7 protein-coding genes are annotated in these 13,630 nt (G+C 36.1%); 2 read left to right on the top strand and 5 right to left on the bottom strand.

The genetic code is table 11. The features are described from left to right. Genes ACFS6I_RS22185 through ACFS6I_RS22165 form a run of 5 tightly spaced genes read right to left on the bottom strand, consistent with a single transcriptional unit; the run spans position 1 to position 9,525 of the window. Positions 1 to 3,174: a SusC/RagA family TonB-linked outer membrane protein gene (locus ACFS6I_RS22185; RefSeq protein ID WP_380923846.1), complete on the bottom strand. Its 3,174-nt coding sequence runs from the start codon at positions 3,172 to 3,174 to the stop codon at positions 1 to 3. Between the two features lie 35 nt (positions 3,175 to 3,209). Next, positions 3,210 to 4,235 carry a DUF5007 domain-containing protein gene (locus tag ACFS6I_RS22180; RefSeq protein WP_380923844.1) on the bottom strand — a complete coding sequence of 342 codons (1,026 nt, stop codon included), beginning with the start codon at positions 4,233 to 4,235 and terminating at the stop codon, positions 3,210 to 3,212. Then, the gene (locus ACFS6I_RS22175; protein WP_380923842.1) at positions 4,232 to 4,921 is read right to left on the bottom strand and encodes a hypothetical protein; all 690 of its coding nucleotides are present in this window, start codon (positions 4,919 to 4,921) and stop codon (positions 4,232 to 4,234) included. The genes ACFS6I_RS22180 and ACFS6I_RS22175 overlap by 4 nt, the downstream gene beginning before the upstream one ends. A 20-nt stretch (positions 4,922 to 4,941) precedes the next feature. After that, positions 4,942 to 6,540, bottom strand: a complete 1,599-nt coding sequence (locus ACFS6I_RS22170) for a RagB/SusD family nutrient uptake outer membrane protein (RefSeq protein ID WP_380923840.1) — start codon at positions 6,538 to 6,540, stop codon at positions 4,942 to 4,944. An 18-nt stretch (positions 6,541 to 6,558) separates the two neighbouring features. Then, complete coding sequence (locus tag ACFS6I_RS22165) at positions 6,559 to 9,525, bottom strand: SusC/RagA family TonB-linked outer membrane protein (RefSeq protein ID WP_380923838.1); 2,967 nt, start codon at positions 9,523 to 9,525, stop codon at positions 6,559 to 6,561. Between the two features lie 1,117 nt (positions 9,526 to 10,642). On the opposite strand from ACFS6I_RS22165, the gene hemA reads away from it, so the two are divergent. Together hemA and hemC are read left to right on the top strand one after the other, a co-directional pair. Next, positions 10,643 to 11,884: a glutamyl-tRNA reductase gene (gene hemA, locus ACFS6I_RS22160; protein WP_132771502.1), complete on the top strand. Its 1,242-nt coding sequence runs from the start codon at positions 10,643 to 10,645 to the stop codon at positions 11,882 to 11,884. Between the two features lie 130 nt (positions 11,885 to 12,014). After that, positions 12,015 to 13,607, top strand: coding sequence for a hydroxymethylbilane synthase (gene hemC / locus ACFS6I_RS22155; RefSeq protein WP_132771503.1), 1,593 nt, complete (start codon positions 12,015 to 12,017; stop codon positions 13,605 to 13,607). Positions 13,608 to 13,630 lie beyond the last annotated feature (23 nt).

The raw sequence follows: 13,630 nt of genomic DNA, 5'->3' as shown, positions 1-13,630 counted from the left end.
TTAAAACTCAATATTCAATCCTAAAGCAAATTGCTTAGGCAATGGATAATTACCTCCAGAATCTTTACCTAATGCACTTACATTTTCCGGATTAGCTCCTGAATAGCGGGTGATATAAAACAAATTGGAAACTGTGCCATTAATACTTACACGGTTCATTCCATATCTTCTTGACCAATTCTGATCAAAGTTATAATACACTTTCACTGCATTCAATTTGAAATAAGATCCATCTTCTTGAAACAAAGTCTGATTACCTCTAAAAGGATTCAGGCGACGTGCCCGTACAAAATCCAATGGGTTACCGTATGTTGCCTGATCGCCAATTGCTTTCCAATAATCCAATTGTGAAATGGGCGGCAACGCAACTAATTTCCAAGGATCATATTGTATAGCAGGATCTGTAAATGCACCGAACTGACTCGCCAAGGTGTTATTCATAATATCACGTTTCAGCGTGAATGATGTATTGACTTCAAAACTCCAGCTTTTGTACTGTAATAGCGAAGTAAAACCTCCTGTAATCTGTGGTTGCGAATTACCAGCAATTACGCGATCATAATTGTCTAATACATAGTTACCATCCAAATCGGTAAAAATAGGATCTCCGGCTTTGAAATAGTTCAAGATATCATTGCTACCTACCCGATAAGGAAGACCAGTTGCTGGATCTACAGGGACTTGAGCATTGGTACTATAAACACCTTTTGTATTGAATAGATAGTTAGACAAAGAATTGATACCTAATCTGTAATAGATGTCCTGTTGGTTTCCTGGATCATAATAAATCATTTCGCGTAAACCATCTGGCAATGCGGCCAATACTTCACGATTGATTGCAAATGAACCTGACATCGTCCATTTGAACGGGCTTGTTGCACTTAATGGACGAGCTGTTGCTTGAAACTCCCAACCATAATTCACATTGCTGATTTCTGTTGATGCAATATTCTCGAATGAGTTAGAAGAAGAAATCGCTTTCTCTCTAAAAACATTATCATTTTGCTTGTAGTAGCTATCAATATTTAAGGTTAACCTATTGTTGAATACAGAAATGTCAAAACCAGCATTTAAAGTAGTCGCGCGGGTAGGTTCCAACGATCGATTTGGTAAAAATTTTAAATCTGTGACAACAGTTTTCTGATTATTATAATTGTCACCGCCGTAGTATTTTCCATAAGATTGATAAATACTTCCATTAGGCGTAATATTTGATCCATAACTCAGACGGAAGGATCCATAATCTAACCATTCTTTATCTTTCATGAAATTTTCTTTTTCAAAATTCCATTTTGCAGAAATCGCAGGATTTTTAACATAACCTGCATCTGGACCATTGGTCGACAGACCGTCGGCACGGTAAGAGAAATTGATCACATATTTCTGCTTATAATCGTATGCAAAGTTTCCAGAAAATGCTACTGCCCGTGTATCTGTATAGCCGATTGTACCACCTTTGGAGCTTAAATAACTTGTCTGTTTTACAATCGGTCCTCTCAACTGATCATTGACCACCCGATCGTTCAGCATCGCATCTGCTTTAAAGAATGATGATCTTATCTCGTTAAAGGCGAAAAGGTTAAAGTTATGCGCGTCTTCTCCATCTTCTTTCAATGAAAACACATAGGACATCTGGTTACGATTATACAATGTAGTTGCTCTATCATTATAAGTGTAATACTGTGCCTGATTTGCATTTAATGCGGCTGGTGAGAAGTTATCTTTTGTACTGGATGTTCCGGTATAATTTAACGTGGTCTCTACTTTAAAATTCTTAAAGAAATCGTAGGCAACATTGACAATGGCTGATGTGGTCAAAACTTTATTATCATCATCCGTGTTCAATGCTCCTAAAACCGAATTAACTGATGAATATAAGGAAGGTGCCGGCAATAATGAAGAGGAATTACCTCCGTCTGCAATACCTGAATTCATCAATCCATTTCCGCTTCCCATACGCTGATTCTGTATAGAGTTGTTCAATTGTGCTAACAATTTGAATTTATAAGTCGGATTATAAATCATATTCATATTCAAGTTATAACGCGAGTAGCCTGTATTTTCCTGAATACCTTTTTCATCGTAAATACCCATCGCAACCTTATAGTTAAACTTTACATCACCTCCCGAAACATTTAAGTTGTGCGTCTGATTGTAAGTTGGTTTATAAAAATAAGATTGCCAATCGGTCGAATTATTATAATAAGGATTTAAACTGTCTGATAGAAATGGTGTCTGATTAACCAGATCTAAGGCATGATTCCAAGAGGTATCAAATCGCATAATTTGGGCAATTCTTAACAAACGCTCATCTTTACCACCGATAACAGCTTTTAATTGTGGGACTGCCGACATAAATGCTGCTCCATTATAGCGCACTACCGGAACTTTTGAATTACCTCTCTTCGTTGTAATTAAAATAACACCATATGCACCACGTGATCCGTATAAGGATGTTGCGGCGGCATCTTTAAGTACCTGTATATCTTCAATATCTTCCGGTGGAATTTGTGATGCTGGTGATACACCAGGTCCTGCTTGTTGGAAACCGTAAGAAAAATTTGCATTATCGTCTACCGGTACCCCATCGATGACATATAAAGGAGAAGTTGGTGTCAAGAATGCCGCGTCTCCACTTCCAGAGACATTGATATTGGAAATACCACGAATCGTCACGCTCCCTCTAAATCCTGGTGCACCTGTATTATTTTGAATATTTAAACCCGCGACACGACCTTGCAACAATGACATCACATCACCTGCAGGCTGCCCCTGTATATCTTTACCGGAAATGGTAACAATAGAGCCGGTATTCGTAGCTCTTGTTTTCTGCTGATAACCGCTCGTAACTTTAACCTCCCCTAACATCTCACTTGTAGGTGACATTGTTACGGATAAATATGTTTTATTGTCAACTTTTACAGTTACTGACTTATGGCCAATTGATCTAAAAATGATGGAAGCATTATTGGGAACTGTAATCGTAAATTTACCCGATCTGTCCGTACTTCCTATTGCCTTACCTCCGGTACTGATACTCACACCGGAAATTGCTTCTTGAGAACTCGAGGCGCCGTCGATTACGACCCCAGTTACTTTTATCTGCTGTTGTGCAAAAGCAACTTGCTGCGTTCCAAAAAACAACAATATAACTAGCGTATATATATGCTTCATTTGAAATGTGTTTAATTTAAGTTTATATTGATTCATTAATCATTATCAAATTTTGGTTTATCTCGTCGAAACCAAAAGGTCAGCTCCCAGTCACCCTTTTCAAAAATGTTAAAATTAAAGTTGAGGTAGTTCTTTTCAAGTATATTACCAAAACCAATTCGACTAAACTTAAATGAAACACGAGCTTGTTCTCCACTTAATGTCGTATATGGAGTTGGGTAAGCGCTTAACGGAATCGGATAAGCAACATCATAACGTACCTTAGTCGCATCCTTTGTCATATTGAAACCATGGACTAAACCTGCCCAGTTGGTTTCATCAAATTTATTCGGATCGATCGGATTGGATAAAGAGTCTGCAAATTTGAACGTCAAGCTATTTCCATTTCCAGTCTTTCTGAACAAAACCTGAACATCGAAAAAGCTGTTCATGTACTGTCCACGTTCACCCATTATAAAGACACCGGATGGACTAACTGAAACACTTGTTGCCTGCCCAGTAATCGGATCTAAATTGGAAGGTTCATACGGGCGTTCTCTAAAGGGCATAAGGCGCATATTTTGAAAGTACTTACGACCACCGGAATTGGACATTTCGACATCGAACACATACCCTGAATCTGGCTGTGCGCTGACCATATTGGAATTGGCTGCAGACCACATAACAAAATCTCCAGCATGGGGTCTGATTTCAAATAATGGATGATTTTCAATAGTCCTTTTTGCTTCAATTTCAGCTAAAGATTTCTCCGTACCATCATAAATTTGTTTCCATACCGTTACCGGATATAATTGTGTTAATTCGGGCGCAGGATCGCCATTGAACTTACGCATATTCACAATTTTAAAATCTAATGGACGGCTGGAATTTCCGTATTGAAAAATATTGGTAAATAAGGTATTCCGACCAAGCACAGGTTGAAATAACGTGGTTACATATTTCGAATCATTAGCAATTGATAGCCTTTCGTCAGGTAAATTCTTTTTACAAGCTGAAAAAAACAACCCAACTACCACTACCGGTAAACCAATTTTGAATATATTTAGAATTTTTTTCATCATTTTTCTTCATTTAAAAATAATCTGCGCGTAAATTCATCAAATCCAAAATTGTGAATCGGATCAAGAATATTGATTGTCGCATTATTTGTTCGGATATTTACTGTATTGGCTTTAGTAGTTACCCAGTCTTTCTTAAAGGTTGAGCCAAAAGTTTCACTAAAATTCAAGATGCTCGCTCCACCTTCAACAAATCCTGAAGAACTCATCTTAGCATATCTGACATGCATTGGATAATCAAATACAATAGATTTAACCAAAACACCATCTAAATCTTCCAGATAAGCATCTGTAGTTTTTTTACCTCGCACGATGTATTTACAGATCATGGTATCCAGCTCTGCTTGGTTGGCATCTGCTAAATAAACATTAGATAACCCATACATCTTACGTTGGATATTCAAATACTTAACTGCCGATTCAAAATTCTTATTTACTGGTGCAAACAACGTCACCTCTTGATTGGTCAGCGAATCTTCCAAATTTGGAAATCTTTTTAAAACCAATAATAGCGAATCAAAAGTACCGTCAGGTTGTGCTTTTAGATATTCCAGCGCAGTTCCATTATAGGTTTGCACTTTATTTTCATAATTGTAATAAGGGGATTCACTTTTATTACATGAGCATAGCCACAAGGAAACAATTCCGATAAGGGCCAATACAGAAATATTATTATTTAAAATCTTCATACGTTTACGTGTTGAAATTACTATTGCCAATATGGATTCTGAATAATAGATGGATTTGCATTGATGACATCCTGAGAAATTGGCCAGTAAATACCGCCTGCATCTTCAAATTGTTTGAAGGTCATGCTAGTTCCGTCTTTTGTTGCATAAATTGCGTTTGATTTCTTGATACGGTTGTATCTTATTTGATCATACCATCTCCATCCTTCGCCCATTAACTCTTTTCTACGTTCTTCAAAAATCGCTTTAAAGATATCCGGAGAATTGATTGTGGTATAATTAATTCCTCGCAATGCACAAGATCTATTTAAAGCAGTATATGCTCCTTCTGTATCGCCCAAAACTGCTAATGCTTCTGCTCTTAACAAAGTAATCTCTTCCATTCTACTGAAGACCATTGAAGAGCTGAATAACATAAAATTGCCTGAGGTATTAGAAGGAGAAAGTACTTTGATTTTATTAAAAATCGGCATTTCGGATTCGAAATTATAGAAGTAATTTGTCCTATATAATCCAGTAACTAAATCTTTGCTAAAACGCAAATCGAAAGGATTATTAAAGACTTTAATAATTGTATCTTTAGATACAAACATTTCCGGACGATTTTTGGGAATAAAGGGAGCTGCCAAGGTTAATTGTTCAATATGACCATTGGCTGTTGCCAAACCATTACCAGACTCAAAAGGAAAACCGACCATTACTGTTGCTCTTTTATAAGCAAATGGGCTCATATTATTTTGATTCTCGGTTAACGCGTTCATATCAATATAATCCAACGGATTGGCTCCATCGACGTAATATTGAGACGACTGATTGTCCAATACAAATTTGGCATAGTTCGCCGCATCCGTGTAATTTCCCTGCCAAGCTGCAATATGTGCTAAAATAATATACGCTGATAAGCGGGTAAATACGTTACCATTCCAAGAAGACCATCCTTCACCATAATAAAGTCCCGGGAAAATTGGATCAGTTCCGCCATAACGGAAAGGAACCACTTTAGCCGCTGCTAATAATTCTGCCGTTGCGAAGCCTAAAACCTTTTGCTGGGAGGTTCTTGGCAATTGTACGAAATCACCATCGTGTGAAGATGTTAACAAAGGGATATCTCCCCAGATTCTAGCCATATAAAAATAAGCAAAGGCACGCAGTATCCTTGCCTGTGCAACATCTACATCATTATTTAATTTGGTATAACGTGGATCTAATCCGACGATTTCATTTGATCTTTCAATAAAAAGACTGGCGGCATTGACCGCAGCATAAAATCTTCGCCAATTAGTGATACGATTGATCACTGGATACGATGCATTTAATTGTCCATTGACAACTGCTTTTAGATCTGCTCGATTATTAATCGTAAAATCTCCCTGTCTCAAATCTCCCATCACCCAATGGCCATTATCGGCTACCGTTGCCGAACGCATCAATCCATATACGGACATCAAATTGGCTTTTGCATCTTCAAATGACTTCCAATTGGTTTCTTCTGTCGACAATCGAGTTGAAGAAACATTATCTACTTTATTACAAGAAAAAGTACTTAAGCCAATCACTGCCGTCAAAATACCGACTGCAAGTTTACGCCCTACTACTTTTCTGTTCTTTATACTGTTCATGTTCATCTCTAATTATTTTTACAAATCCAGTTTAAATCCTAATACAAAAGTTTTTGGAATAGAGAGATTTGCACCATCATAATATCCATTGAAGTTGATCAATTCGGGATCTACTCCAGTAAAATTGGTTACAGTTAATAGATTCATACCTGTTGCATAGACATAAAATCTGCGGATACCTGCTTTTGAGGCATTAAAGAATTTAGCCTTGCTGAGGTCATATCCAATAGTAACCGATCTTAATTTTAAATAAGAGGCATTGTCTAAAAACAAATCTTGATCTACGCGATATGGATTGATATCACTCCATGGGTTATAGATTGGATACTCTTTTTCATTCTCAATTTTCTGCCAAGAAGAAACTTCTTTGATAGAGTTGATATCATTGCCTGCTTCACGGTTGATAAAGCCATATCTTGTTGCTTCGTACTGATTAAGTGCTTTATGGCCTGCAGCAAAAATAAAGTTGAAATTAAGATCAAAGTTTTTATAAGAAAAGGTGTTGTTCCAGCCTCCAACAAAACTCGGGATACGATCTCCCGTTAATACTTTATCTTTGTTATCGATACGATTATCACTGTTGTAGTCTTTCCAGATGGGATCACCTCCTTTGACAGGAATACCATTAAAAGTTAAGTCAGCAGGAACATCGGCATCTGTATTATAGATACCTGTATTGGAATATACCCAGTAACTTCCTACCGATTTCCCTACCTCTAATTTGTTATCTCCAATAATCAACTCTTGATGGCCGTCCGGAAGTGCAGTAACTTTGTTTTTATTATAATTGACATTGATAGCTGAGTTCCAATTGAATCCATTTTTATTTTCAACAAGTGCACCGTTCAACATCAATTCCAACCCTTTATTATTAACCTCTAAACCAGTTTTATAATTTACACTATATCCTGTTTCCTGCGCTACAGGGACACCGATCAATTGATCTTTATCATTACGGTTATATGCTGAAATCGCGGCATTCAATCTGTTGTTTAAAAATGTACCGTCAAGTGTCAGATTGGTTCTTTCGGCTACAGGCATTTTGATTCCATAACCGATAAAACCACTCTCGTAAGGTCTATTGATTCCCATTACAGGCCCATAACCCGGAATCGTCGGTTCTTCAAACCAGCCACTTTCTGAGCGGTATTGCGGTCCCGCTGCATATCGATCGTCCAAGAAAGTACGAACTGTTCTGCCCCAACCTCCGGATAAATTCAATGCATTGAAAAATGTATTGTCTTTTAAGAACTGTTCTTTCAAACTGTAATTTACATTAAAGGAAGGTGTAGTAACCCACCTGCTATCGGGTTGCCCATTGGAAGAACCATCTCTACGTACAATCGCATTGACAGATAATAAATTTTTATATTTATACTGTGCAGACCCGTAAAAAGACATCATGTTATGGACTTCTTTGTCTATGTAGCGAAACACATAGAAGTCTGGAGAATTCAAATATTCTGATTTGCTTTTATCTCCTTCTACAAAACTCAATTTGACGTAATCATTGGGACCATTGTAGGCTCTCGCATAGTTGTACTTAAAGGTATCGCCCTGATAGGTCTGACCGACTTCTAAATTTAACTCATGATGTTCTGCAAAATCAAATTTATATGATGCGGAATTATTGAGGATCATTCGTTGGCTATAGCCAAAATAATTGGAGATGTAGCTCACACCATCCATAAGCGTTGATGGTGTAAAGAAATCACGGGATCCTTCATTATAGTCAAACATTAAACTTGACTGGATCTGTAACTTATTGACATGTGCTGTTAATGTCACGTTACCATTTAGAGTCGTTACTCTATTATTATCAACATTTTTCTTATTTTCTTCCAAAAAAGCGCCAAACACATCAGCATTTGGTGATAAAGGACTTGATAAATCTGGAATGTAACGCGTTTCTGCAAATCGATCTCTTAAGCTTTTATTACGGGTTCGATCTAAACGTGAAGTATTGACATTACTCGACATCGTTAACCAACTGAAGGGAGCCATATTGATACCAAAAGATATGTTGTATCGATTCAAGTTGGTCTCATCGGCATTACCTGCATTTTTGGTTCCCGAACCAAAAAATCGGAAACTGGCACGATCGTTTCCTCCTGTAATCCCTAAATCAGCAGAGTAGGTCGGGGTATTTTTATAATATTTGTCATTCCAGTTTGAGGGACCAAAATAAGCTGTATTAGTTGAATCTCTTAAATAGCTGGCATAATTATCATACCGCTCTTGATTGCCATATTTTTCGTAAAATGGTTTTCGAAAATTATTCTCATAAACACCATTTACAGTATACACTTTGGGTGCAGTAACATATCCAAAATAAGAATTTAAGCTAATTTCTCTTAAGCCTGACTTTGCTTTTTTAGTCGTGACATAAATAGCCCCATTTACTGCATTTGGACCCAATTTAGCAAGTTCAAAAGGATCCTTAATAACTGCAATGGATTCAATATTACTAATATCAATTTGCGAAAATAAATTAGTAGCAGGACCGATGCGGTTGTAATCGTATTTTTGTACGTCAAATGCAAAGGGGTTTTCTTGTACCATGGGGACCCCATTGAGATATATGGCAGGTTGCAAAGCATAGACATCCCTTTTAGAAAACAGGACACCAGAAGCACCCTGTACAATCATACTCTGCTCCGTACCTGGCTCACCATTTGGTTCTTGAACATAGACACCAAGAAGATTTCCTTTGACGATCTGTTGTAATGAAAGGTTAGGGACAGGAATGACCGATCGGATATTAATGGTATCCCGGATCGTTTTAAATTTCTGCATGGCCTTCATCATCTGGCCAATCGTATCTGTTTCAAAATTATTGCTGGAAGACTCCCCCTTAACGGTATCCCTTAAAAGACCATCCTTAATTGTTGGTAATTTTAAGATTTTTTGGTTAGCATGAAGTGACTGTGTTCCAACAACAGCTAAAAACAAAGCAAAAGAAACGCTTGTGTAATTTTTAACCATTATTTAATTAGATTTAAGTTTTAATAAAAATATTCAGCGTGAATCACACTCAAAATGGACTCATCATGATAAAATGCATAGAAAAGCCAAGATGAAAAGCAGTTGCTTTTTACCTAAAAATAAATAACTATAAATAAAATCGCCTATAAATAACAAGTTGACACTATTAATTAAATAACGTAAGTGCGTTAATATTTATAGTCAGAAAGCCAATTGCAATAGAGACTTCTTAACTTTTGCTAAATTTTTATGAATTAATAAATTTAGATATTCTTTTCATTCGATTTCATTTGGTTTTTTAAAATTAAAAAATTGGTAAAATTATGATTTCTAAAAAATCGGTTAATAATAAAAAATGCTTCCGTTTTGGCAGTTAATAATTGTTAGTATGTAACAATAATATAATAATAATATTGTTATTCCATATCACTAACGAACGAAACCGTTTGCGTAAAATGAGCAATCGATTGCATTTTTTACCATTTCCTTTATGTGTAACATAATTAAAAACAACATGAATATCTTTATGTTTTATAATCAGCGTTTTAGTCATTTTTGATATAATCCACCATGTATTCATTACTAAAACGTTTTTAGCAGCAGATTTAGTTAATTACAATTTTGAGGCTACGATTTAATGGTCAAACATTTTAATGCTGTATGGATGGTTTTGTAAACTATTTTAAAAATTGCAAGAGAGAATCTAGGAATAAAATCATATTTTTCACTTTTCCAAGAAAATATACGGCTAAGTTTACTATCAGAATTCTTATTATCTTTTATATGGTTCGTTAGAACAAAAACAATTCACCAAAATATCATCACTCAGTTATTAGGGTATAAATAAAAATATTTGCAGCATCTATCTTTGGATTTTTCAATTCTTAAAGTTTATAAGTTATTTATTTTGATATCGTTCACATTCGTAAATGAAAAATAATAATACAGCTCACATAATTTTATTCAATTGATTCACAAGACCATGCAAATCACCAATTTAACATTAATTTAACACTATTTGTAATCATTCTAAATTCATCTGTTTGACAGATTTTTGACATATAGCAAAAGCTTTTAAACTACATTTGCAGAGTTAAAATTAATCGAGGGTATTGCTTTGAAGAATCTTAAGGTATTAGCATTCACACATAAACACGTAGAACTTAAAGATTTAGGTAATCTAGTTATTTGTAATGAGGAGTTAGAAAGTAGACTAATGAATCTAAAACATAACATGGATATTCCTGAAGTATTCTATATTGGAACTTGTAACCGTGTTGAATTTGTGTTTTATGGTGCTCATGACTTAACAAATGAATTCATTGCACAATTTATGGAGAAACTCAATTTCTGTGTCCCTCAGGAAAGATTGCAATGTTATTTAGGTCAGGTGAACAAATATGAGGGTATGGATGCATTAAATCATCTTCTTCGTATGTCATGTTCTCTTGAAAGTTTGGTTGTTGGTGAGAAGGAGATCTTAGCACAGGTCCGTCGGGCATACGAAAGATGTCGAGAGGCTGGATTTACCGGTGACTTCCTACGCATGCTAATGGACCGATTGGTAAAAACGGCAAAAGAGGTCTACACTCACACTAAAATATCCAGAAACCCAATTTCTGTTGTTTCTTTAGCATACCGCAAATTAAAAGAAATCAAATCTGTTGAGAACCCAAGAATTCTGATTATCGGATCTGGGGAAACCAATCAAAATTTAGCAAAGTATTTTCAGAAAAAACAATCGAGCAATTTTGTAATTTTTAACCGTACTGTTGAAAATGCGCAGAAATTAGCTACTGAACTCAATGCTGAAGCCTATCCTTTATCGGAATTGATCAACTACAAAGGTGGATTTGATATTCTCATTACCTGTACAGGTGCTACAACAGCCATCATTGATAATACCCTATACCAATCTTTATTAAATGGAGAAATGGATAAGAAAATCATTATCGACCTTGCCATTCCAAATGATATTGATGCTGAAGTATTAGCCAATAATGCTGTACATTATATCGAAGTTAGTTCCCTACAAGCGATTGCCAATAAAAATATTGAAGAACGTTATAGTGAACTGTCTAATGCTGAAAAGATTATTTCAGACAATATTCAGGAATTTTTACCTATCATTAAACAACGACGTGTTGAAGTTGCAATGCGTCAGGTTCCACAAAAAATTAAGGAAATCAAATCTTTTGCATTAAATGAAGTTTTTGCGTCGGAGGTTCAGGCCTTAGATCCGGAAGCACGTGATGTATTGGAAAAGATTATTAATTACATGGAAAAAAAATACATCAAAGTTCCTATGGTAATGGCTAAAGAGATTTTAGTCAAAGTAAACGAAAATGGTGTTAATTAATTAAGAGCGACCTAAAACTCTTTTTCACACTGCATTTGGATTTATTCTGACAGTAACGTGTCAACAAATCAATACTATTTATTTATTTTTGCCTATCTTAATTATTAAAATAAGGTAAAGTATATAGATTGTGAATAGAAAACTTATCATTGGTACTCGTGGAAGTGCACTTGCGTTATGGCAAGCAAACTTCATCAAAGATCGGCTGGCTGAAATTGGCATTGAATCTGAATTAAAAATCATCAAAACTCAAGGTGATATCATTCAACATCTCCGTTTAGATAAACTCGAAGGAAAAGGTTTTTTTACCAAAGAATTGGAAGAAGAATTACTTTTGGGAACCATTGATCTAGCTGTTCACTCTCATAAAGATTTACCTACTGTGAATCCTCCTGGATTAATCATTGCCGCAGTATCTGAACGTGAAAACCCTGCAGAACTATTAATTATTCATAAAGATTGTGTCGACATTAAGAAACGTCTTTCTTTAAAACATAATGCCACTGTGGGTACATCATCTAACAGACGTAAAGCACAACTTTCTTCTATAAGACCTGATCTTGAATTTACAGATTTACGGGGTAATTTACAGACCCGTATGCAGAAACTACGTGATGAGCAGTATGATGCCATCATGTTAGCAAAGGCGGGTATTTCGAGAATCGATATGGACATCTCGGATTTCCATATTGAGGAAATTCCTCCTGTTGAATTAGTTCCTGCTCCTGCTCAAGGTGTACTGGCTATTCAGATCCGAGAAATTGACACAGAATTATTTCAAGCTCTTCAGCCAATTAATAATGAGGAGGTACAGAAGACCATCGCCGTTGAACGTAAAGTATTGAATCTATTTGACGCTGGCTGTCATGCCCCTCTTGGTGCTTATTGCCGTAAAGTGGGTGATACTTACGAAGCATGGACTTCTATCGCAGATACCAGTGATGATTTTCCTGACCGTTTTTATGTGAAAGGAACTGACCCGGCACTATTACCTGAAATAATTTTCTCTAAGTATGCGAAAGATCGGGTATTACCAAAATCTGTCTTTATAAGCCGGGATCTGGATGAACATTCTTATTTATCCCGCTTCTTTGCGAAGCATAATATTCAAGCTGATGCACGCTCTTTAATCAAAATATTTCCAATAATAAATAAATTGGATCCGTTTATTTTAAAGCATGTGGACTGGATTTTCTTCGGCAGTAAAAATGGAATTGAACATTTCTTTAGCTTGGAGCCACGACTAAGTAAAAAGACTAAAATTGCAGTAGTTGGACGTGGATCTGAGGAGACTTTGCGCAAATTTGACCGTGTTGCTGATTTTTCAGGCGAGCAGTCCGGAATTAACATGGAAGAAATCGGGGCTAACTTTGCTGCACTGGCAAATGGTGGTACGGTTTTAATTCCTCGAGCAAAAGGTTCTTTGGAAACAATTCAGAAAGCGCTTAGTCCAGAAACCAAGGTGATCAATATGCCTGTATATGAAACTGTACTTGAGGATAATGTCAATGCAACAAGTGCTGAGGTCTTAATATTTACAAGCCCGAGCAATGCTGAGGCCTATTTTGTGAATAACTTAATTGAACCTGAGCAACAGGTGATCTGTATTGGACGCTCTACGGCTGCTATTTTTGACGAAATGGGTCTTTCCTATACGCTGCCTTATTCACCAGATGAAATTGGCTTAGCTGAGGCCATTTTTGGATTAGACTATAAATCATAATACGATTGGAAGGATTTAACATT

It is taken from the genome of Sphingobacterium anhuiense, assembly GCF_042686355.1.
In the GTDB taxonomy this organism is placed as follows: domain Bacteria; phylum Bacteroidota; class Bacteroidia; order Sphingobacteriales; family Sphingobacteriaceae; genus Sphingobacterium; species Sphingobacterium anhuiense.
The sequence above is the reverse complement of the archived record's forward strand: the minus strand, read 5'-3'. Positions and strand labels throughout refer to the sequence as shown.

Bases quoted from the DNA above. Each gene is read 5' to 3' on its own strand.
- ACFS6I_RS22185 (WP_380923846.1), bottom strand. From the start codon at position 3,174: ATGAAGCATATATATACGCTAGTTATATTGTTGTTTTTTGGAACGCAG.
- ACFS6I_RS22180 (WP_380923844.1), bottom strand. From the start codon at position 4,235: ATGATGAAAAAAATTCTAAATATATTCAAAATTGGTTTACCGGTAGTG.
- ACFS6I_RS22175 (WP_380923842.1), bottom strand. From the start codon at position 4,921: ATGAAGATTTTAAATAATAATATTTCTGTATTGGCCCTTATCGGAATT.
- ACFS6I_RS22170 (WP_380923840.1), bottom strand. From the start codon at position 6,540: ATGAACAGTATAAAGAACAGAAAAGTAGTAGGGCGTAAACTTGCAGTC.
- ACFS6I_RS22165 (WP_380923838.1), bottom strand. From the start codon at position 9,525: ATGGTTAAAAATTACACAAGCGTTTCTTTTGCTTTGTTTTTAGCTGTT.